This window comes from Leisingera sp. JC11, from assembly GCF_040704725.1.
Classification (GTDB): Bacteria; Pseudomonadota; Alphaproteobacteria; order Rhodobacterales; family Rhodobacteraceae; genus Leisingera.
The window spans coordinates 130,634-150,300 of sequence record NZ_JBFCVS010000008.1 but is presented as its reverse complement, the minus strand read 5'-3'; the positions used below and the strand labels follow the sequence as shown (position 1 = coordinate 150,300).

Here is a 19,667-nt window from a genome sequence, read left to right as displayed (position 1 = left end):
CCCGGATGGCAAAGGCAGGGGGCCGAATGTGCTATGCTCACGGTACAGGCCGCAGGTGCGGGGGATAGCTGACATGCCGGATCCACTTTACTCAAAGGCCCGGATCATCTCGGAGCCGCCCGCCCGTGTTGTGCGGCGCTGGCTGGCGGCGGGCTGGGCCGACCTGCGCCGCAATCCCGGATATTCGCTGTGTTACGGCGGCGCGCTGGTGCTCTTGGGCTGGCTGGCAGCCTGGCTGCTGACCGCCACAGGCACCGGCTGGATGCTGCTGCCGCTGCTGGCGGGCGGGGTGCTTGTTGGGCCGGTTGCCACGGTCGGCTTGTACACGGTGGCCCGCGGACGGCGCGAGGTCGCCTCAAAAGGCCAGATCGCGCTGGTGGGCGCAATCCTGATGGTCTTTGCCCTGACCTGGATCCGGGCAGCGACGGTGCTGTTCGCCATCGTCTATGGCCTCAGGCCCTTTGCCGGCTTCATTGAGACGCTGGTGCTGATGATCAGCACGCCGGCGGGCTGGATGCTGCTTATTACCGGGTCTTTGACCGGCGGGCTGTTTGCGGCGCTGGGGTTTGCGGTCTCGGCCTTCTCTTTGCCGATGCTGGTGGAGCGCCGGATCGATGGCTTCTCCGCTATGGGGCTGAGCTTCAACGCTGCCACCCATAACTTCCGGCTGTCGGTCTGGTGGGGGGCGGCGATCACCCTGCTGACCGGGCTGGGGGTGCTGACCGGCCTGCTGGGGCTGGCGGTGATCTTTCCGCTGCTGGGCTACGCGACCTGGCACGCTTACGCAGATCTGTTTCATGGAGAAGCAAGATGAATGAGGCCCTTCCTGAAGGCGCGGTGCATTACGCTACCTCGCGTTTCAACGAGCAAACCCTGCCGGAAAAGCTGCGCACGCACCACAGCACCAAGGCGGGGGTTTGGGGGCAGCTGGCGGTTCAAAGCGGGCGGTTGCTGTTACGCCGTGAAGGCAAAGCGGACCTGTTGATAAAGGCTGGCGAGGCTGCCGTTTTTGCGCCGCAGGAGGTGCATTCGGTGGATGCGCCCGGCCAGGTGGAATTCGAAGTCCGCTTCTTCCGGCAGGAGGCCCCCGATGCTTCGTAGAGTTCCCCTGGAAGATTCCGCAATCCTGTGCGCCCTGTGCCTGGTGCTGCTGGGCGGTCTGGCCATCCTGGGCTGGGGTGTGCCGGTGCCTTATGTGCTGCATGGCTGGCTGATCGCTCTGGCGGCTGGATGGGGCATCCTATGGATGCTGAACCGGATGGGGGAAACCCCGGCAGAGGTGCCGCAAGCCTATAACGACAGGGTGATCCGCTTTGGCGTGGTCGCAGCGCTGATCTGGGCCATCATCGGCTTTGCCGTGGGCGACGTCCTTGCCTGGCAGCTGGCTTTCCCGGCGCTGAACGGCGATATGTCCTGGTCCAACTTCGGACGGCTGCGGCCGGTGCATACCTCCGGCGTGATCTTCGGCTTTGGCGGCAACGCGCTGATTGCCACCTCGTTTTATGTGGTGCAGCGGACCTCAAGGGCGCGGCTGGCGAGCGAGACGCTGCCCTGGCTGGTGTTCTGGGGCTACAACCTGTTCCTGGTGCTGGCGGCGTCGGGCTATCCGCTGGGCATCACCCAGTCCAAGGAATACGCGGAACCCGAATGGTATGCAGACCTGCTGCTATTGGTGGTCTGGGTCGGCTATCTGGCGCTGTATCTCAAGACCCTGGCGCGGCGGGCGGAGCCGCATATCTATGTCGCCAATTGGTATTACCTGGCCTTCATCGTGGTGATTGCGATGCTGCACACGGTGAACAACCTGTCGGTTCCGGTCTCCATCGCCTATCCCAAGAGCTATTCGCTTTTTGCGGGCACCCAGGACGCAATGACGCAGTGGTGGTACGGCCACAATGCGGTTGGCTTCCTGCTGACCGCCGGCTTCCTCGGCATGCTCTATTACTTCTTACCCAAAGCGGTGAACCGGCCAGTCTATTCCTACCGGATGTCGATCGTCGGCTTCTGGGGGATTACCTTCCTCTATCTCTGGGCCGGCTCGCACCACCTGCATTACACGGCTCTGCCGGACTGGGTGCAGTACCTGGGCATGACTATGTCGATCATCCTGCTGGTGCCGAGCTGGGCTTCGGTCTTCAACGGCATCCTGACCATCAATGGCGCCTGGGACAAAGTGCGCACCGACCCGGCTGTGCGGTTCATGATGGTGGCGGTGCTGTTCTACGGGCTGGCGACGTTTGAGGGATCGTTCATGGCGATCCGCCCGGTCAACTCGTTGAGCCACTACACCGACTGGACAGTGGGCCATGTCCATGCAGGTGCCTTGGGCTGGGTTGCCTTTATCACCTTCGGGGCGATGTACAAGCTGGTGCCTTGGGTGTGGAAACGCGATGGTGTCTATTCCCTGAAGCTGGAGGCCTGGCACTTCTGGCTCGCCCTGTCCGGGACGCTGATCTACGTCGGCGCAATGTGGAACAGCGGCATCACCCAATCGCTGATGTGGCAGACCTATGATGCCGATGGCGCGTTCCTCTACTCCTTCCTCGACAGCGTGGTGGAAATGCATCCCTACTATGCCGCGCGCGCGGTTGGCGGACTGCTCTACCTGATTGGTGGCTGCATCGGCGCCTACAACATCTGGATGACGGTGAGCGGGCCGCGAAAGACCCAAACCCGGCAAGCGGGGCCAATCCCCCGGCAGCCTGCGGAGTGATCAGCCATGAGCACACAGCATCAGAAGCTTGAACGGAATTCCATCGGGTTTGCCCTGGCAATCCTGCTGGTGGCCTCGATCGGCGGCATTGTCGAGATCGCGCCGCTGTTCACCATCGAGAACACGGTGGAGGAGGTCGAGGGGATGCGCCCCTATACGCCGCTGGAGCTGGCCGGGCGCGACATCTACGTGCGGGAGGGGTGTTACGCCTGCCACAGCCAGATGATCCGCACTCTGCGCTCGGACGTGGAACGCTACGGCCACTACAGCCTCGCGGCCGAAAGCATGTATGACCACCCGTTCCAATGGGGCTCTAAGCGCACGGGTCCGGATCTCGCGCGGATCGGCGGCAAGTATTCGGATGCCTGGCACGTGGCCCATCTGGAGGCTCCGCGGGAGCTGGTGGCGGGCTCGGTGATGCCTGGCTATGCCTTTCTGTCGGATACTCGGCTGGCGACCGGCCATCTGTCCGCAGCGTTGAAGGCGCTGAGCCGCGCCGGGGTGCCCTATACCGAAGCCCAGATCGAAAACGCAGAGAAGGATGCGGTCTGGCAGGCGGATTTCGAGCAGAACTACGAAAGCGAGCTGCAAGAGAGCTATGGCGCAAAGGTGCAGGTGCGCGACTTTGACGGCCAGCCCGAGCGGCTGACGGAAATGGATGCGCTGGTCGCCTATCTGCAGATGCTGGGAACGCTTGCGGACCTGGATACGCTGGACCCGGAGGAGAGCAACCGATGACCCATGATGCCGTACTTGTGTTCTCCAAGACCTGGGGGGCGATTTACCTGCTGGTAGTGTTCTTGGCGGCAGTGCTTTGGACCTATTGGCCGTCGCGGCGGCGGATCTACGACGATGCGGCGCAATCCCCGCTGGACGGGCGGGAGGATCAGCCATGGCAGTGAGGGAAAAGGACCCGGTTTCGGGCACTGAGCTGACCGGCCACGAGTGGGACGGGATCAAGGAAATGGACACGCCCGTGCCTTGGGCCTCCCGGTGGGCGCTGTGGATCAGCATTGCGGTGTCGGTGCTGTTCTGGCTGCTGTACCCCTCATTTCCGCTAGTCACCGGCTATGCCAAGGGGCTGCTGGGCTATTCCACGCGGGCGGACGTGGCAGCTGCGGTGGATCAAGCCGAGGCGGAGCGGGCGCAGGCCTTTGCGCCGTTCCAGTCCGCGGACATTGCGGCGCTGGCTGCGGACACGGCGCTTGAGGCGCGCTATGGCCAGGCGATCAGCAAACTATATGCCGACAACTGCGCCGCCTGCCACACGGCGGAGCTGACGGGCCAGACCGGGTTTCCCAATCTGACGGATGGGCATTGGCTGTGGTCCGGCAGCCCGGAGGAAGTCGAGTACAGCATCCGCTATGGCATCAATGCGGCCCATGACGACACCCGCAGCGCCCAGATGCTGGCTTTTGGCGCCGACGGGATGCTGGACAAGGTGCAGGTCAAGGAGGCAGTGGAATTTGTGCTGTCGCTGTCCGGACAGGAGCATAACGCGGAGTTGGCCGAAGCAGGCAGGGTGGTGTTTGAGGACAACTGCGCCACCTGCCATGGCGACGATGGGCGCGGCGGCTATGAAAACGGCGCGCCAGATCTGGGTGATGGCCAGTGGATCTATGGCGGCAGCCGGGACGACGTCTACCGCAGCGTCTACTATGGTCGGATGGGCGTCATGCCTGCCTGGGAGGGCCGGTTGAGCGATGCCCAAATCCGGATGCTTACACTTTACGTGCTGTGGAATGGCAGTGATGCCGCGGACTGAGAAAAAACCGTCTGATGAAAACCCGCGCTTCCGCAGAGCGATGTACCTGCTGATACTGGCGCTGCTGGCAGGCTACGCCGGGTTCAAGGCCTGGCATCTGTCGGTGGCGTTTGAAGCCTGGGACGGGCAAGTGCTGGAGGGCACGGTTTCCGGCGCCGCCAAGTGAGGAGCGGCTGAAACAGCCGGGGCCAGGCAAGCGGCCGCAGCTATTTCAAGGCCTGCTCCGCCTCCAGCGCCCGGATCAGGTTCTTCATGCCGCGGTTTCTTTCCAGCACGTCCTTCAGCGTTCGGCTGTCCAGCGCGGCAAAGAAGGCCTCCTGCGCCTCGCTCAGGATCGGCAACAGCCCGCAGGCCGGTGTCATCACGCAGCAGCCGCCGTCCTCCTTCATACATTCCACCAGCGGCGTGCCGTGTTCGGACTTCCGCAGCAGCGCGCCGATGGAGATCGCCTCGGGCGGCAGGGCCAGGCGCATGCCGCCGTTGCGGCCGCGGACCGATTCCACATAGCCCTCGTGGGCCAGCCACTGGGAAATCTTGGCCAGGTGGTTGAACGGCAGCTGCTGCATCCCGGCAATTTCGCGGGTGGTCATCAGCCCGTCCTCGTGGGTGGCGAGGTGGATCAGGATGCGCAGGGCGTAATCTGAAAACTTGGTGATCTGCATAAGCGTTCATCCCACAATTAATATGCATTGAAAAGACGTATTTTGTTGACATGTATCCGTGCCCTCCAATAATAGGCATTCAGAATGCTTATTAAATGGAGGCAGCTCATGCAGCCAGTTGTTCTATTAATCTCGCTTACCCTGATGGCGGCGCTGTCAGCGGTCTTTGTTCTGGCGGCGCGGGCTGCGCGCGGCCCGGCGCCGGGCCCGGGCGCCAACGCAAAACGCACCGGGCTGATCTGGGCGATGACGATTGCGGGTGTGATCGTCTCCGTTGCCTCGCTGCGGGAGTGGCCGCATGCGCTGGCCAGCACTGGCGACGCGCTGCAGGTGAATGTCAGCGGAGGCCAGTGGTGGTGGGACATCGACACCACGGAAATCCCGGCGGGCAAGCCGGTCAATTTCAATGTCACCACCGAGGACGTGACCCACGGGATGGGCATCTACGACAGCAACCTCACGCTGCTGACCCAGGTGCAGGTGATCCCGGGTTACACCACGCGGATCACCTACACGTTCGAGGAGCCGGGCAGCTACCAGCTCCTGTGCATGGAGTTCTGCGGCGTGGCACATCACGACATGGTCAACGAATTCGAAGTTATCGCGGCGGAGGAGTAAATGAGCACTGCATCTGAAACATTCGCATCCGAACCGGCAGCAGCCGGCCCCCAGGCCGGGGCGGTCAAGCTGACGATGATCCTGTCCGGCGCGGTGTTTGCGCTGATGATGGTCTTCGGCCTCGTCATGCGCGCCGCCCAGGGCCAGTGGATCGAGCTGGACCCGGCGCTGTTCTATCAGCTGCTGACCGCGCATGGCGCGGGCATGGTGGGCACCGCGGCGCTGTCGGGCGCGGCGATCATGTGGTACTTTTGCGGCCGTTATCTGGAGCTGGCCGGCGGCATTTACTGGGCCTTCCTGGGACTGTTTCTGCTGGGGGTGGTGCTGATCCTTGGTGCCATCTTCATTGGCGGTTACGGCGGTGCCTGGACCTTCCTTTTCCCTCTGCCTGCACTCTCTGGCGGCGCCTGGGAGGCGGGCGCAGCCGCGGCCTTCATGCTGGGTTATACCGCTATCGGGGTGGGTTTTCTGCTCTATTACCTGGAGCTGGGCCGCCGTATTCATGCGCGTTACGGCAGCCTGGCGCGGGCGCTTGGCTGGAAGCTGATCTTGGGACGCGAGGATAATGATCCCCCGCCGCCTGCGATCGTTGCCGCTGCGGCGGTCACCATCTTCAACTCGATAGGGATTATCCTTGGCGCGGCGGTGCTGGTTGCGAGCCTGGTGCATCTGCTGGCGCCGGGGTTCGAGGTGGATGCGCTCCTGGCCAAGAACCTGATCTATTTTTTCGGCCATGTCTTTATCAACGCCTCGATCTACATGGCGGTGACGGCTGTTTACGAGATCCTGCCGGAATACACCGGCAAGCCCTGGAAATCGAACCGGCTGTTTGCGATTGCCTGGAACGCAGTGCTGATCTTTGTGATGGCGGTCTATTGGCACCACCTGCTGCAGGACGTGGTGATGCCGCCCTGGATGCTGGTGGTGGGGCAGCTGGTCTCCTACTTCAGCGGCATTCCCCTGATCGCAGTCACCGCCTTTTCGACCTTCCTCTATGTGCGCGGCTCCAAAATGACTTGGGATCTGGCCTCGGCGCTCTTGGTGCTGTCGGTTGCGGGCTGGTCGGTGGGGGCTATTCCGGCATCCATCGACGGGATGATCAGTGTCAACAAGGTGATGCACAACACCATGTGGGTGCCGGGGCATTTCCACACCTATCTGCTGCTGGGCGAGGTGGCGATGGCCTTCGGCTTCATGGCCTGGCTGGTGCGCGGCAAGACGATCGCCCGGATGAACGGCATGGACCGGGCGGGATTTGCCATCTACCTGGCGGGGGCTGCCGGTTTCGTGACGGTGTTCCTGGTCTCCGGCGCCGCTTCGATCCCGCGGCGCTGGGCAGTGCATTACGAGGAATGGCTGACCCATGACCGTATCGGCACCGCATTCAGCGTGCTGGTGGTGTTGGGCACTCTGGTCTTTGTGCTGCGCTTCGTGGCGCGGCTCGGGCGGAGCGAGAGCTGATGCTTGCCCGTGTTCTCCCCCCGGTTCTCGCCGCCATTGCCGGCGGCGGGATCCTCTGGCAGGCCACAGACGGGGCCCAGGCCTTTACCAGTGAGGCGGCGAGGCGGCTGGATGTGGTGCAGTCACCCCGCAAAGTGCCCGAAGTGCTGCTGGAGGATATGACCAGCCGGCAGGTGCCGCTGCTGCCGCAAGCGGGCGAGGTTGTGCTGGTCGAGTTCATCTACACCGTTTGCGGCGACATCTGTCAGATCGCGGCGGCAGATTTTGCCGAGATCCGCGACCGGCTGCAGGCGCATGGGGTAACGGCCCGGCTGCTGTCCGTTAGCTTTGACCCGGAGCGGGACACGCCGGAACAGATGTCGATCTATGGCGATGCTCATCAGGCAGACAGCAGGATGTGGACTGTTGCCCGGCCGGACCAGCGCGACCTGCCGGGGCTTCTGGACCTGTTCGGCGTGACCGTCATCCCGGATGAGTGGGGCGGGTTTCAGCATAATGCGGCGATCCACATGATCAGCAGCGACGGCCGGTTTTCAGCGGTCTTCGACACGGACGCTGTGGAGGCGGTGCTTGCCCATCTCCGGGGGGTACAGCCATGAAGATGATCGCCCTGGCCCTGCTGGCCACGGCTGAGGCCGTTGCCCTCCAAGGTGCGGCGGCGGGCAGCCCGATCCAGCATGTGCTGGTGCAGATGCCGCTGCTGGTTCTGGCGGGTGTTCTTCTGGGCTGGGATTTGCACAGTCGGCGTGATTGGGCGGGTCCGCTATTGCTCACGGCGTTGACCGTTTTTCTGTTCTGGATGCTGCCGCGCAACGTGGACTGGGCACTAACGCCTGCGGGGGAGCTGGCGAAATACCTGAGCCTGCCGCTGCTGCTTGGCGTGCCGCTGCGGCTGAGCTGGCCCTGGCTGGGTCCCGTCCTGCGCGGCTTTCTCAAGGCCAACGGGCTGTCGATGCTGGGGGTGCTGGGGTTCCTTTACACCCATGCCCCTGTGCGGATCTGCAATTTCTACCTGGTGTCCGCCCAGCAGGAGCTGGGGTTCGCCTTTCTTTACCTAGCGGCGGCGCTGGCCTGCCTTTGGGCCATCCCGGTTCTGTTCGGGCATCCGCGCCGCGGGCCGTTCGGCACGGCGGGCTGCAACAGATGCGGAGTGTGATGTGATATGACCTATGCCGAAACCGTGCTGAGCTTCGCGCGACTGGCGCAGCAGAAATGCCGCCACTTGCGCACGGACCCGCTGGCTTTCCTGATCCTGGCGCTGAAGGCGGGCGCCTTTGTCGGGGCCGGGATACTCTTGATCTTTTCAGTGGGGCAGGGTGTCGAAGGAGCCTTCCGCCCGATTGTCATGGGCGCCAGTTTCGGCATTGCGCTGATGCTGGTGGTGTTCGCCGGTGCCGAACTGTTCACTGGCCACACCATGTATATGACCCACGGGCTGCTGACCGGCCGGACCGGACCGGGCGACCTGTTGCGCTGCTGGGCGGCCAGCTGGGGCGGTAACCTGGCCGGGGCGTTGCTGCTGGCGGCCCTGTTCACCGCGGGTGGCGGCGGGCTGATCCTGGGCGCGGGCGAGGACGCGCTGCTGTACAAGGTTGCGGCCAAGAAGATGCAGAGCCCTGCGTTGCAGCTCTTCGCCAAGGCGGTGCTGTGCAACTGGCTGGTGTGCCTGGCCCTGTGGTGCTCGGCACGCGCCAGGGACGACGTGGCCAAATGCATCATCATCTTCTGGTGCCTTTACGCCTTCATCGCGGCCGGTTTCGAGCACAGCATTGCCAATATGACGGTGTTCTCGGTGGCGCTGATGTCGGATCACCCGGACAGCATCACATTTTCCGGCGCAGCCCATAACCTGACCTTTGTCACCCTTGGCAATACCTTTGCCGGGGCCGTGATCATGGGCTGGGGCTACTGGCGCGCGGCCTCGGCACAGGAACTGAAGGATGCGGCTAAACAGGAAGCAGCGAGGGAAACCGGTTGAAAAGGCAGGGGGAGCAGGCCGGTAAGGCCTGCTCAGACGCCCGGTATTTAGAATTCAACGCTGTAGGACAGAAAGATACCGGCAGAGTTTGTGTAAGTGCCGTTTGTTCGGTCGCGCTTGTAGGCGAGTTCGACATAGAAACTGTCGTAAAAGGTCTTGCCCACCGACGCGGTTGCGAAGCGATTGCTGCCATTGGCTATTTCATCTATGTCGCTGCTGTTGCTGACGTCCTGGACACCACCACCCAGTGTGGCAACCCAATCCTCGCCAAAATAATAGGCGGCATTTGCCATCAAAGTGTCCTGATCAAAGGAAACACCGTCGTCTTGCGAGTTGTCCAGGCTGACCAGTTCGGCGTACAGCTCCAGACCGTTGCCGTTGCCAAGTTCAATCAGCTTGCTGGCACCGGCTGCAAAACCGGTTTCCGTTTCCTCTCCTGGCAGGCCGCCCTCCTGCGAACGGTAGGTGATGTTGTAGCGTGAATCTTCGATGCCGAAGGCGTCATCCCCCTCAAGCCAGACGGTGTAGGAATTCAGGCCGCCAGTGTTGCTCAGCCCGCCGTCCTCTCGGGAGGCCAGCCGTTCACCGCGCAGGAAACTTTTGGCGAGGAAACTGGTATCCAGCTGAAAGGCGCTGGCGCCCAAGGTGTGTTCGCCACCCAGGGCATCCTCGAATGCATAGGTGACGCCTGCGCCGAGCCGTTCAGTCAGTTCATAGCCGTCGTGGTAGCCGGCGCCGTAGAGTTCGCCCGCAACATCGTCAAATCCAATTCCGAACACCGGATTGAACTTGCCGCCGAAGAACCCGAACCGGTCAAACTCAGCGTTCAGGTACAGTTCTTCAAAATAGAAGTCATAGTCGTTCGGGAAGGTTCCCTCACCCCTAACGGATGCGCCAAGCAAAGAGCCCGCCAGCGAGACATTCTCGTTGAAGTAATACACAACATCCAGCGTCGCGGTATAGTCGTCTTCCTGTTCATCTGGATCATCACTGTTGTTGTGAAGGTATTCCAAGGTCAGCTCGGCAAGAATGGGCCTGTCGGGATCATACCCTTCGTCTTCCGCCTTTTCAGCCAGTTCCAGGAGGGCTCTGCTGTCTTCCTCCGCCCAGCCGGCCACCGGCACCGCATGCGCCGCGGCAAATACCGCGCATGTAACAACAATGGATTTCATTTCCTTGCGGTCCTCCTGGATTCCTGCCCGATCCGTGCACAAGAGACTGCTCCAAGCAGAGCGGTTCCTGCCGGTTGAACATGACGTACAAGACCGGCGTCCGCAATACGGCAGGCAAGCACTGCTTGGAGGAATCATTCGGCGCAAATGGGCTGCTGGCAAGCGTTTATCCGCATCTCTGCCGCAGGTTGGCCTAAGTGGCGCATGCTTTCACTTGCGGCGTGCGGCGGCGCGCAGGCCGGATTGCCGTACCATGCATCCCCAGCACCGACTTCCTCGCCTTTCATCAGGAAGGCATTGGCCCCTAGAACCGCCTTCTCGCCGACGCTGGCCCCGTAATGGACAAATCCGCCAACCCCCACCGTGGCGCCGCTGCCCACTGAGATGTAATCCGACTTGAACACGCCTTCCTCCAGGGAATGGCACTGTAGCGTCGCCCGGTAGTTGAATGTCGCATTGTCACCGATGCTGATCAGGGTACGCTCAACAAACTGGGCGCCGTCGTCAAACATCTTGCGGCCGATCCGCATGCCCAGCAGACGGCCGATGACCCCGCGCATCGGTGTTCCCGCGAACAGGTTGATGACAGGGTGGTCGGTCATTTTCCAATGCCGTTCGTGCGACCAGAAGTAATCGTCAAGCACGATTGCCTGGCGGGGTTTCAGCCTGCCGAAGGAGAGGCTGGCCCGTTCACAAAAGACAAAATAGCCGATGGTGAAGAAGCTCATGAAGATCGCCAGAGCAGCCCAGGCAGGAAATCCGATTGCCAGATAGCCCTGCCAGGCAATTTGTACAGCAAAAAGCATGATGCAGATGAGAACCAGCAGGGCAGCCTGGTAGATCAGCGCCGTATTCAGATTGTGGATGTTTTTCTCCTTCAGCCGGCCGGCGCGGGCAGCTGCTTCAAGCTTGCTTGCCATCGCGGTGTCGCGCTGCACGGCACGGGGGATTTCAAAGGGCGGGGAGCCTAGAATCCCCGTATTCTCGCGGATCGGCCCATCGACAGGTATCATCGCCTTTGTGCCGATGAGGCAGTTTTCACCGGTGCGGCCGCCGGCGGGGTAGTGGATGTTGTTGCCCAGGTAATTTCTTGCGCCGATCTTGACCGGCAGCACCCGGAAAGAGGATGCCGAATACTCAGTGTTGATCATCGACAACCCGTCGGAAACCATTGTCCCGGTGCCAATGTCGCAGAGGAACGGGTTGGTGTGGCGTTGGTTGACTCCGAAGTTGGACCCGGTCTGTATCACCTTGTTCAGATTGTAGCCGACATACTGCAGGTAGTAGACGATCGCCGAGCTGTCGCCGAAAATCAGGTTATAGAAGCGGGAATTCGACCAGCCGGCAACAAGGCCGTGCATGAAGAAGTGAAAGCCGTAAAGCGTGTAGACCCGGCCGGGCTCCACGAACTTATGTGCAATGCGCGGCATGATGCCGATGAACAGCAGCCCTGCAGGGAAGGCCACGAGATAGAGGATAAGTGTGACTTGCACGGCGAGGATTGCCATCTCCCGCAGGTCAGTGATCGCTGCGAATTCATCCACATAGCCGCCCAGGATGACCGTTCCCAAGGCGCTGGAAACGAGCCAAAGCATCAAGAAGCCGAAAACCATCCAGCCAAGCGTATAGGACCACCGGCGCAGTTCGCTGCAGTGGCGGGGTTCGATCCGGCAATAGTTATCCTCTGTTTCGACAGCAGGGGTGCCGTGATAGCGCCTGCCGGAAAGTGCAACTTGATCCCTTTCCAGGTTAGACGCGTGGCCAAGCTGGGTTCCATCTTCCATTGATGAACCGATCTCAAGAATGCAGGCTTCGCCGATGAACACATTGTCGCCGATCGTGACCGGCCCGATTTCGATGAAGCCGGCCTCGGCCTGATAGCCAAGCGCAACCGCTTCACGGCGCAGGATGGTGTTTTCGCCGATCGAAATAAGGTCGGTGCAGACCGGCGTCCCGGAATGTATGACTGTGCCGCGCCCGACTTTGGCGCCAAGCGCGCGCAGATAGACATTGTAAACCGGGGTTCCGGCAAGCAGGGCGGGGGGCGCGCTGCGTATCAGGCCTTTGACCAGCCAGAAACGGAAGTACCCCGCGCTCCAAATCGGAATCCGGCTAGGCTTCCAGCGGCCGATCAATGCCCATTTAGCTGCAATCGGAACCAGGCTGAACACCACAAGCAGACCGAAGCCGACAAGTGTCATGCGCGTGCCAGCCGTTACGGCGCTGGGGCTGCCTGACAGTGCAAATTCCACGGTTTTGACAAACAGCCAGAAACCAAACAGGCCATAGGCAATCATCCAGGCGAATTGCGCGGCGCCGCACAGAAGGTACGCGCGGTCGCTTGCGATGTGTTCGGGCTTGGGCGTCTGCGGCGGCATGCGGACCTGCGGCGCGGGCGCCGCGGCCTTGGCACGTTCGCGCAGCTTCCGGATCGTCGGATTGAGGTAGATATCGCGCATGGAAATGCTTGGCAGACCGGCGCATTTGCGCAGCGCCGCGCAATACCGCGCCATCAGCAGCGAATGAGCGCCAAGATCATCAAAGAAGTGATCATCAATCGATATCTTTCCGGCATTCAGGATCGGGCGCAGCTGCTCAGCGAGCAATTCCTCGACGTCGTCGCGGGGGGCGACGGTGTTCTCGCTGCTGATTGTGAAACGCGGTCCGGCCGGCGGAGGCAGCTTCTTCCGGTCCGCCTTGTTGTTGACGGTCATGGGAATGTTCTGCAGCTCTTCCAGATATGATGGGATCATATAGGGCGGCAGCTGCGCCTTAAGCTTCCGTGCCACGGCCTCCTTGTCCAGTGCTTCAAGCTCATTGTTGAGCGCGTAATAGGCGACCAGCTCACGCGTGCCCGGTTCCGCTTCCCAGGTGTCGACAACTGCTTGGGAAATTTCCGGAAACTCCAGCAGCACCGACTCGATTTCCGTCAGTTCGATGCGGTAGCCCCGGATCTTGACCTGGGTGTCGATCCGCCCGTGGAATTCGATTTCGCCGTCTTCGTTGATGCGCCCCAGATCACCCGTGCGGTAAAGTCGGCGGGAGGGGTTGTCGGGGCCGTTCAAGCAATCGGGAACGAACTTCCTGGCCGTCAGGTTCGGACGGTTGAGGTAACCGGCAGCCAGCCCCACGCCTGCAACGGCAATTTCCCCCAGTTCTCCATCGGCCAGCTCTTTGTCTTCCTCCGGGTCGAGGATCGCGATCGAATAGCTTGGCAGCGGGCCGCCAATGGTTACCGGCTTGCCGGGAAGCAGTTCGGTGATGGTGCAGGTGACGGTCGCTTCTGTTGGGCCGTAAGCGTTCAGAATCGTGCGGCCATCCCGGTGCCATCGTGAGATCAGCCCTTCAGGACAGGCCTCACCCGAAACAAGAAGCAGTCGCAGATCTGGCAACTCCTCTTCCACCGTGGCCAGCAAAGTCGGCACACAGCACATCGCAGTGACCTGACGCCGTCGCAGAAAATCCGCAAGTTCCTCTCCGACCAGGCTTACTCCCGGCTTGGTAGGAACAAGTGCCGCGCCGGCCAATAGCGGCACCCATAGCTCCTCGACCGAAAAGTCGAAGGCAATCGTCATGCCCTGATAGACCCGGTCGTCGGGCCGGTAGCCATAGGTCTCGGCCGCAACCCGCACAAAATTGCAGATACTTGCCTGTTCGATCACAACGCCCTTGGGCTTCCCGGTCGTGCCCGAAGTGTAGATGAGATAGGCAATCTCGTCGCCTCTGCCGCTCAGCTCATCAGGGTTCAGGCGGGCAGTGTCGCATGCTTCGATTTGCGGCGCGGCAAAGTCCAAAAAAAATGCCGGGACATCAATCCCGCTGAAGCAGCCAGCATAACGTTCCAGCGATAGCACCGCGTCGACGCCGGCGTCTTCCAGGATGAAAGCGATGCGCTCAGATGGGAAGCCTTCATCCAGCGGCACATAGGCGGCATGGATTTTCTGCACCGCCAGAAGGGCTGTATAGGAGGCTGCGGATTTGTCGAACATCAGCCCAATCCGGTCGCCTGGCCCCAGCCCGTTTGACAGAAGGTACCGCGCCAGCTGATTGGCACGGTTGTCCAGATCCCGGAACGTCAGTGTTGCGTCCTTTGAAATGACGGCAAGGTGATCGCTGTCGCCAAGCGCGTCGAATTCATCGCAGCGTGTTTCAAACAGGTGGTGCAGCCGCTCACCGGGCTGCCAGCGGACAGAGTTGACTGCTGAATGACACGTAAGCACTTTTAAGCTCCAATAAGCGAAACGCTGTACAGCACAGGCTGTTCATGCGCCGTTGCGTGATGGTGCTGTGCTCTGTGCTATCCTTTGCCCTGGCTTGGTTTGCGCGGATGAATGCGGCTGCAGGTTCGTGGTGTTTTGCGCAGTCCGGTTGGGAAGGAATATTTAGCCCCCCCTTCCCAACCTTTCCGGCCCGATGTCCTCAATTCGGATGCTTCCGGGCCGGAATTCCCCTGCACAGCACTCCCTGAGGGCCTCGACCAGCGCTAAGGAAAGCTGATGCACAGTTGCCGGGTCAGGACGTCGCGATGCGGATTTTCCGGCCGGATCTGCCTGGCGCACCCAGAATGTCCGCTGTTGCACGCTCCAGAATGTCCAGCCCTTCGGCCAATTCACCTCTGGTGATCGTCAGAGGCGACATGCATTTGACGACCTCGTCATCCGGGCCGCAACGCTCGCAAATCAGTCCAAGGGCGAAGCAACGGTCGCGAACATCGCCGGCCGTGTTTGCGCTCGCGAAGCTGATCCCACGCATCAGCCCGCGCCCTTTGACTCGTTCCAGATGCTCGGGGAACCGGGCTGTTATGCCCTGAAGGCGCCCTTCAAGGTATTCTGCTTTCTCCGTGACTTCACGGGAGAAATCCTTGGTCCGCCAGTAGTGGCGCAGCGTTGCCGCGGCTGTCACGAAAGCGTGGTTGTTGCCGCGGAAAGTCCCGTTGTGCTCACCGGGCTGCCAATAATCCAGTTCCCGCTTGAACAGGACCAGCGCAAGCGGCAGCCCATAGCCGGAGAGTGACTTCGAAAGGGTGACGATATCAGGAACAATGCCCGCCGGTTCAAAGCTGAAGAACGTTCCGGTGCGTCCGCAGCCGGCTTGAATGTCATCGACGATGAGCAGGATCTCCAGGCGGTTGCACAGAGCCTCAAGCCTTTGCAGCCACGCCCAGCTTGCGGGGTTGAGCCCGCCTTCACCCTGCACGGTCTCGACGAGCACGGCTGCCGGCAGGTCGATGCCGCTGGAGCTGTCGCACAGCATTTTCTCCAGAACGGCGACCGTATCCACGTCAGCTCCGAGATAGCCGTCGAACGGCATGCAAATTGCGCCGTTCAAGGGCACGCCGGCAGCTTTGCGCAGGGTTTGATTGCCGGTCATCGAAAGCGAGCCAAGCGACACGCCGTGAAAACTGTTGGTGAAGTGCACCACATTGGCCCGGCCAGTCACTTTCCTGGCAAGTTTCAACGCCGCTTCCACTGCGTTTGTGCCGGTTGGTCCGGTGAACTGCGCAACATAGTCCAGACCTCGGGGGCGCAGGATGGTGTCGGCAAGTTCAGCCAGGAACTGCGCCTTGGCCTCTGTGTGCAGATCAAGGCTGTGAGCGATGCCATCGGCATTCACATACTCGGTCAGGGCATTTTTCAGAACGGGGTTATTGTGCCCGTAATTCAGCGACCCTGCGCCGGAAAGAAAATCGAGATAGCGGTCTCCCTTCTCGCTCCAGATTTCGCAGCCGACAGCTTTTGCAAAAATTGCAGGCATTGATCTGGCATAGGATTGCACGTTGGATTCATATCTCGCAAAGATTCCGGCTTCGGAAAACAGAACGTTTTCAGAACCGAATTGCTGCACGTGTTCCATGGTATTCTCCATATCTAACGCAGCACGCCCCAGGCGCAGGCCCGGGCGGGGTATTTAACTGTATTTGAAGTTGCGTGGCGGACCGTTTACGGTGCTCGTGCGGATTGCCCGATTATTCCGAGGAGCCAATGAGCACGTAAACAAGGGGCGCCCTGCAGCCGGCAAGTTCCTGGCGGATAAACCGCGTGGCGGACACGCGGTCCTGAAACACCCCTCCACAGGCGAATTTGGCATCCAGCACCTGCCACAGGCCGGTTTTGGTCTTTGCAAGCTGGAATTTCAGATCTGCCTTCGGAGAACTGTCCAAGCGCCCGGCGGCGGCTTCCTTGCGGATGGCCGCGCGCTCTCCGCGAGAGGAAAGCAGGCTTTTGGGTGCAGAACAAGCATTTACGCCGCTTTGGTTGCCGCAGCGCAATTCCGGCCGAACAATCATTTGATCCCCCCTAGTTTAAAACCCCCTATTTTGCCCCACTAGCAAATGAGAAGAATAGCAAATCGCTATTCCTCACGTTCCATGACCGCGGATGAATACATCACGTCCACGGGTTTACCTTGTTAGGATAAATCGACCACTCACTGTTGCATGGCAGCATCATCATATTACCATTTTGCGAAAATTTCAAGAAATTATTTGAAAGGCAAGCTCTGCTCACTAGCCCGGATCGGGCTTCAAATTGAATTCTGTAGCATAAATTGGAGTTTAGCCGAAGCTCTCCTTCCGCGGGCGGGTTTCCCCTTTGGCCTGTGCGGTAAGTATGCCGCGCCGGGATTGTCCGTACAGGAGGTGGAGGAGCACTTTTTCTTGTGCTGTGGCCGTGTGATCGAAGTCGCGGTCTTTCAGGAAATTCCCCTTGGGCTTACCTTCGCGGCAAGCCTGCGCACGCTATGCTCTGGCTTCTGAAAGGGGCGGCACCTTGATGTTCGCAGCAGTTCGGCCCGGATGTAAAGTCAGGTGCGTCCGCAGTTCAGATGCAGCCGATTGCAAACCCGCTGAAACTCAAAGCTGTCTCGAGAAATATGGTGACCCCGTGCGGACACGAACTCTTATCTTACCGGAACGCAGGCATGAATGAGAGGAATGGTGCCCCCGGAGGGTCTCGAACCCCCGACCCCCTGATTACAAATCAGGTGCTCTACCAGCTGAGCTACAAGGGCCTGACCGTTCCTGAACCTGCGAGTAGCACCTATCTCCAAGCATCTCAAGAGATTATTTTCCGGTAGATGAGAGCACTGGTTCAACCGTATTTTCGAACACATTTATTGCATTGCTTGAACCTCTCTTACTCCTAAGGAGGCCGCCCGTAGCCTCCTGTTGCGAACTCGACCAACCGGGTCTTTCAGACATCACTTTGAAGACATAGGCGCGGGTAGTGTTCTGCAAGCTCTACACCGGGCAAGCCGTAATCGCGGCCGCTGGCTTCTCCATTGGTCCATTGGGACTAAAGCCTCGCGCAGGCTGTAGAATATCTCACCTTTGATCAAGTCGTAGCAGAGCCCGGCGTCGAAGCTTTCGCAGCATCCGTTTTTCCAAGGTGATCCTGGCTCGATGCAAGAGGCCTGGTGCCGCCCGCAGCAATGTTTCCCTTCACTTCTGCGGGCCTGTGCCAGCGGTCATGTATTCAAGCAGCGCGAGGCAGCGTTGAGCCGCCGGGTTGCCCCGGCCGAACCGGGTGAGCTTTGCATAGAGCCGGGTGTTTCTTGAATGCCAGTCCACAGGCATTTCAACCAGGGAACCCCTTGTCAGGTAGGAATCGGCAAAGCTGCGCCAGCCCAGTCCCAGGCCGGCGCCGGCCGCAGCGGCCTCCAGCAGATAGACATAGCTGTCGAATTCCTCTCTGACCTGCCAGCCAGAAAAGTCAGGATGCGCCCGTTGCCAGTCCCGCCAGGTCATCCAGCCGAAATTATCCTTGCTCAGTTCCAGCAGCGGCGGCGGGGCATAGGAACCTTCAAGCGCTCCCTGTGCCTGCTCGATCAGGTCAGGCGTGCCGACCGGTTTGATTTCCTCGTCGCAAACCACAACATGCTCTTCCACCGGCGGGAGTGAAGAGTACTCGAACACGATATCAGCTCCAGTATCTACTGCCGACCGGGTGAGGTTGTATTCAGCGGTCAGCAGCCGCAGTTCCACCTCCGCGCCCAGAGCTTTGCGTAACTGGCCATGGCGTGGCATCAGCAAAAGATGTGAAACCGAATGCGAACAGACCAGGGTGACCAGGTTCCCGCCCCGTGCCAGGCCGCGGACCGAATCCTGCAGCATGTCGAGGCCCTGCACCATCCCAGCATAGAACTGCTGCCCCTTTCTTGTCAGGCGGATGGGCGAGCTTCCCCGGTCAAAAAGCAGGGTGCCGAAGCGGATTTCCAGGTTGCGGATATGGCGGCTTATGGCGGGCTGCGACGTGTTCAGCTCCTCCGCCGCGCGGGCAAACCCTTGAAGGCGGGCCGCCGCTTCGAATGCAGCCAGCGCGTTGAAGGAGGGGAGGGTGTATTTCCGTTCCGGCATATCAGTTTCGATATGTCGCCATGGACGCAAAAGCAATGGAAATCCGCGGGGATCCCAAGGAAGCTCCTGTGCGAAAGACACCCCTAATCGACTGGCGGATTGCAGCATGGACGACTACGAAAAACCACGTAAATGGGCAGATCCCAAGGTGAAGCTCTTTCTGCACCAGGTGGGCTTTACCTGCCCGCCGCATGACTTCGATGCAGCCCCTTCCGACTTTCTCCGCATGGCGCCGCGCAGTGTCGGCGCCCACGGCTGGATGCTGCATGTGCCCGACTACGCGCACCGGCTGGACCAGCGGAAAAAGAACTTCGGCATGCTTGAGGATTTTCTGGAATGCATGGCGAACAACGGGGCCGATGTCTGCGCGCAGGTGGGATCGAACTGGGTGCATGCCTCCGGCCTGGGGGTCGAAGGGATCCGCCGGCATTGCGAGATGCTGAGCGACAAATACGAGACTCCGTTCCACATGGCCGGCTATGCGATGGTCGAAGCGCTGCGCGAAAGCAACATCGAGAAAGTCGCGCTGAACGCCTGTTATCACCCCGACAGCTGGTACAAGGGCACTGTCAGTTTCCTGAAAGAAGCCGGGTTCGACGTGGTCTGGGCCGGAAACTTTTATGATCAGGGCTGGTTTGCTTCTCAGCAGGAGGTCGATGACTGCATCTGGTGCTTCGACGAAGAGCTGATCTGGAAGTCCTTTGAGTATACCGCAGAGCAAGCTCCCGACGCCGATGCTTACCTGATCAACGGAATGAGCAATTACCGCCGCCCATCAGACGGGATTGCGCAGCGCCCGGTCCATTATGCCGCCGCGCTGGAGGAGCGTCTGGGCAAGCCGGTCATCGGCCATGACATCGCGCTTTACTGGCGGATTTTCAAAACTCTCGGCATTGCGCCGGAAACCCCTCTCGGCAGCCTGCTTTCATCTTTGAAGGACTGATC

The 19,667-nt window shown here is 60.6% G+C and carries 20 protein-coding genes, 1 tRNA gene and 1 pseudogene; 14 read left to right on the top strand and 8 right to left on the bottom strand.

What is annotated here, in order from left to right:
• The first annotated feature begins 73 nt into the window (after nucleotides 1–73).
• Genes AB1A62_RS11265 through AB1A62_RS11235 form a run of 7 tightly spaced genes read left to right on the top strand, consistent with a single transcriptional unit; the run spans nucleotide 74 to nucleotide 4,644 of the window.
• Nucleotides 74–814, top strand: a complete 741-nt coding sequence (locus AB1A62_RS11265) for a DUF2189 domain-containing protein (RefSeq protein ID WP_366661579.1) — start codon at nucleotides 74–76, stop codon at nucleotides 812–814.
• Nucleotides 811–1,101, top strand: coding sequence for a DUF1971 domain-containing protein (locus AB1A62_RS11260; protein ID WP_366661578.1), 291 nt, complete (start codon nucleotides 811–813; stop codon nucleotides 1,099–1,101). The genes AB1A62_RS11265 and AB1A62_RS11260 overlap by 4 nt, the downstream gene beginning before the upstream one ends.
• Nucleotides 1,091–2,713 carry a cytochrome-c oxidase, cbb3-type subunit I gene (gene ccoN, locus AB1A62_RS11255; protein WP_366661577.1) on the top strand — a complete coding sequence of 541 codons (1,623 nt, stop codon included), beginning with the start codon at nucleotides 1,091–1,093 and terminating at the stop codon, nucleotides 2,711–2,713. The genes AB1A62_RS11260 and ccoN overlap by 11 nt, the downstream gene beginning before the upstream one ends.
• A gap of 6 nt (nucleotides 2,714–2,719) precedes the next feature.
• Nucleotides 2,720–3,451: a cytochrome-c oxidase, cbb3-type subunit II gene (gene ccoO, locus AB1A62_RS11250; protein WP_366661576.1), complete on the top strand. Its 732-nt coding sequence runs from the start codon at nucleotides 2,720–2,722 to the stop codon at nucleotides 3,449–3,451.
• Complete coding sequence (locus tag AB1A62_RS11245) at nucleotides 3,448–3,615, top strand: cbb3-type cytochrome c oxidase subunit 3 (RefSeq protein ID WP_366661575.1); 168 nt, start codon at nucleotides 3,448–3,450, stop codon at nucleotides 3,613–3,615. Before ccoO ends, AB1A62_RS11245 begins: the two co-directional genes overlap by 4 nt.
• A complete protein-coding gene (ccoP, locus tag AB1A62_RS11240) occupies nucleotides 3,606–4,478 on the top strand; it encodes a cytochrome-c oxidase, cbb3-type subunit III (protein ID WP_366661574.1) in 873 nt (290 codons plus the stop codon). The genes AB1A62_RS11245 and ccoP overlap by 10 nt, the downstream gene beginning before the upstream one ends.
• A 40-nt stretch (nucleotides 4,479–4,518) precedes the next feature.
• Nucleotides 4,519–4,644, top strand: a complete 126-nt coding sequence (locus AB1A62_RS11235; RefSeq protein ID WP_282103102.1) for a hypothetical protein — start codon at nucleotides 4,519–4,521, stop codon at nucleotides 4,642–4,644.
• Nucleotides 4,645–4,684: 40 nt separating this feature from the next.
• Here AB1A62_RS11235 and AB1A62_RS11230 read toward each other — a convergent pair whose 3' ends face one another.
• Nucleotides 4,685–5,140: an Rrf2 family transcriptional regulator gene (locus AB1A62_RS11230; protein ID WP_366661573.1), complete on the bottom strand. Its 456-nt coding sequence runs from the start codon at nucleotides 5,138–5,140 to the stop codon at nucleotides 4,685–4,687.
• 108 nt (nucleotides 5,141–5,248) lie between these two features.
• Between AB1A62_RS11230 and AB1A62_RS11225 the strand changes: the two genes are divergently transcribed.
• From AB1A62_RS11225 to AB1A62_RS11205, 5 genes are read left to right on the top strand one after another with little or no spacing between them, the layout of a single operon-like run.
• The gene (locus tag AB1A62_RS11225) at nucleotides 5,249–5,758 is read left to right on the top strand and encodes a cytochrome C oxidase subunit I (RefSeq protein ID WP_366661572.1); all 510 of its coding nucleotides are present in this window, start codon (nucleotides 5,249–5,251) and stop codon (nucleotides 5,756–5,758) included.
• Entirely contained in the window at nucleotides 5,759–7,219 is a 1,461-nt protein-coding gene (locus AB1A62_RS11220) for a cbb3-type cytochrome c oxidase subunit I (RefSeq protein WP_366661571.1), read from the top strand.
• Nucleotides 7,219–7,818, top strand: a complete 600-nt coding sequence (locus AB1A62_RS11215) for an SCO family protein (RefSeq protein ID WP_366661570.1) — start codon at nucleotides 7,219–7,221, stop codon at nucleotides 7,816–7,818. Before AB1A62_RS11220 ends, AB1A62_RS11215 begins: the two co-directional genes overlap by 1 nt.
• A complete protein-coding gene (locus AB1A62_RS11210; protein WP_366661569.1) occupies nucleotides 7,815–8,375 on the top strand; it encodes a hypothetical protein in 561 nt (186 codons plus the stop codon). The genes AB1A62_RS11215 and AB1A62_RS11210 overlap by 4 nt, the downstream gene beginning before the upstream one ends.
• A 6-nt stretch (nucleotides 8,376–8,381) precedes the next feature.
• Nucleotides 8,382–9,197, top strand: coding sequence for a formate/nitrite transporter family protein (locus AB1A62_RS11205; protein WP_366661568.1), 816 nt, complete (start codon nucleotides 8,382–8,384; stop codon nucleotides 9,195–9,197).
• 47 nt (nucleotides 9,198–9,244) lie between these two features.
• Here the strand turns inward: AB1A62_RS11205 and AB1A62_RS11200 are convergent, their stop codons facing one another.
• From AB1A62_RS11200 to AB1A62_RS11185, 4 genes are all read right to left on the bottom strand, one after another.
• Nucleotides 9,245–10,369 (bottom strand): hypothetical protein, encoded by a 1,125-nt coding sequence (locus AB1A62_RS11200; RefSeq protein ID WP_366661567.1) that lies wholly within the window; start codon nucleotides 10,367–10,369, stop codon nucleotides 9,245–9,247.
• A gap of 134 nt (nucleotides 10,370–10,503) precedes the next feature.
• Nucleotides 10,504–14,589 (bottom strand): Pls/PosA family non-ribosomal peptide synthetase, encoded by a 4,086-nt coding sequence (locus tag AB1A62_RS11195; protein WP_366661566.1) that lies wholly within the window; start codon nucleotides 14,587–14,589, stop codon nucleotides 10,504–10,506.
• A 292-nt stretch (nucleotides 14,590–14,881) separates the two neighbouring features.
• Nucleotides 14,882–16,222 (bottom strand): diaminobutyrate--2-oxoglutarate transaminase, encoded by a 1,341-nt coding sequence (ectB, locus tag AB1A62_RS11190; RefSeq protein WP_366661565.1) that lies wholly within the window; start codon nucleotides 16,220–16,222, stop codon nucleotides 14,882–14,884.
• Nucleotides 16,223–16,334: 112 nt separating this feature from the next.
• Entirely contained in the window at nucleotides 16,335–16,655 is a 321-nt protein-coding gene (locus tag AB1A62_RS11185) for a hypothetical protein (protein WP_366661564.1), read from the bottom strand.
• A 150-nt stretch (nucleotides 16,656–16,805) separates the two neighbouring features.
• Between AB1A62_RS11185 and AB1A62_RS11180 the strand changes: the two genes are divergently transcribed.
• Complete coding sequence (locus tag AB1A62_RS11180; RefSeq protein WP_366661563.1) at nucleotides 16,806–17,123, top strand: hypothetical protein; 318 nt, start codon at nucleotides 16,806–16,808, stop codon at nucleotides 17,121–17,123.
• 178 nt (nucleotides 17,124–17,301) lie between these two features.
• On the opposite strand, the gene AB1A62_RS11175 is transcribed toward AB1A62_RS11180, so the two are convergent.
• The 3 genes and pseudogenes from AB1A62_RS11175 to AB1A62_RS11165 form a co-directional block, all read right to left on the bottom strand.
• Nucleotides 17,302–17,377 (bottom strand) — tRNA-Thr (locus AB1A62_RS11175).
• Between the two features lie 189 nt (nucleotides 17,378–17,566).
• A pseudogene (locus AB1A62_RS11170) lies at nucleotides 17,567–17,770 on the bottom strand (integrase core domain-containing protein); the annotation flags it as partial.
• 37 nt (nucleotides 17,771–17,807) lie between these two features.
• Entirely contained in the window at nucleotides 17,808–18,830 is a 1,023-nt protein-coding gene (locus tag AB1A62_RS11165) for a LysR family transcriptional regulator (RefSeq protein ID WP_366661562.1), read from the bottom strand.
• Here AB1A62_RS11165 and AB1A62_RS11160 point away from each other — a divergent pair.
• Entirely contained in the window at nucleotides 18,829–19,665 is an 837-nt protein-coding gene (locus AB1A62_RS11160) for a hypothetical protein (RefSeq protein ID WP_366661561.1), read from the top strand. The two genes, AB1A62_RS11165 and AB1A62_RS11160, sit on opposite strands and share 2 nt — an antisense overlap.
• Nucleotides 19,666–19,667 lie beyond the last annotated feature (2 nt).

Excerpts from the sequence above, each read along its gene's own strand:
- AB1A62_RS11265 (WP_366661579.1), top strand. The coding sequence starts at position 74 with ATGCCGGATCCACTTTACTCAAAGGCCCGGATCATCTCGGAGCCGCCC.
- AB1A62_RS11260 (WP_366661578.1), top strand. The coding sequence starts at position 811 with ATGAATGAGGCCCTTCCTGAAGGCGCGGTGCATTACGCTACCTCGCGT.
- ccoN (WP_366661577.1), top strand. The coding sequence starts at position 1,091 with ATGCTTCGTAGAGTTCCCCTGGAAGATTCCGCAATCCTGTGCGCCCTG.
- ccoO (WP_366661576.1), top strand. The coding sequence starts at position 2,720 with ATGAGCACACAGCATCAGAAGCTTGAACGGAATTCCATCGGGTTTGCC.
- AB1A62_RS11245 (WP_366661575.1), top strand. The coding sequence starts at position 3,448 with ATGACCCATGATGCCGTACTTGTGTTCTCCAAGACCTGGGGGGCGATT.
- ccoP (WP_366661574.1), top strand. The coding sequence starts at position 3,606 with ATGGCAGTGAGGGAAAAGGACCCGGTTTCGGGCACTGAGCTGACCGGC.
- AB1A62_RS11235 (WP_282103102.1), top strand. The coding sequence starts at position 4,519 with ATGTACCTGCTGATACTGGCGCTGCTGGCAGGCTACGCCGGGTTCAAG.
- AB1A62_RS11230 (WP_366661573.1), bottom strand. The coding sequence starts at position 5,140 with ATGCAGATCACCAAGTTTTCAGATTACGCCCTGCGCATCCTGATCCAC.
- AB1A62_RS11225 (WP_366661572.1), top strand. The coding sequence starts at position 5,249 with ATGCAGCCAGTTGTTCTATTAATCTCGCTTACCCTGATGGCGGCGCTG.
- AB1A62_RS11220 (WP_366661571.1), top strand. The coding sequence starts at position 5,759 with ATGAGCACTGCATCTGAAACATTCGCATCCGAACCGGCAGCAGCCGGC.
- AB1A62_RS11215 (WP_366661570.1), top strand. The coding sequence starts at position 7,219 with ATGCTTGCCCGTGTTCTCCCCCCGGTTCTCGCCGCCATTGCCGGCGGC.
- AB1A62_RS11210 (WP_366661569.1), top strand. The coding sequence starts at position 7,815 with ATGAAGATGATCGCCCTGGCCCTGCTGGCCACGGCTGAGGCCGTTGCC.
- AB1A62_RS11205 (WP_366661568.1), top strand. The coding sequence starts at position 8,382 with ATGACCTATGCCGAAACCGTGCTGAGCTTCGCGCGACTGGCGCAGCAG.
- AB1A62_RS11200 (WP_366661567.1), bottom strand. The coding sequence starts at position 10,369 with ATGAAATCCATTGTTGTTACATGCGCGGTATTTGCCGCGGCGCATGCG.
- ectB (WP_366661565.1), bottom strand. The coding sequence starts at position 16,222 with ATGGAACACGTGCAGCAATTCGGTTCTGAAAACGTTCTGTTTTCCGAA.
- AB1A62_RS11185 (WP_366661564.1), bottom strand. The coding sequence starts at position 16,655 with ATGATTGTTCGGCCGGAATTGCGCTGCGGCAACCAAAGCGGCGTAAAT.
- AB1A62_RS11180 (WP_366661563.1), top strand. The coding sequence starts at position 16,806 with ATGGCAGCATCATCATATTACCATTTTGCGAAAATTTCAAGAAATTAT.
- AB1A62_RS11160 (WP_366661561.1), top strand. The coding sequence starts at position 18,829 with ATGGACGACTACGAAAAACCACGTAAATGGGCAGATCCCAAGGTGAAG.
- AB1A62_RS11165 (WP_366661562.1), bottom strand. The coding sequence starts at position 18,830 with ATGCTGCAATCCGCCAGTCGATTAGGGGTGTCTTTCGCACAGGAGCTT.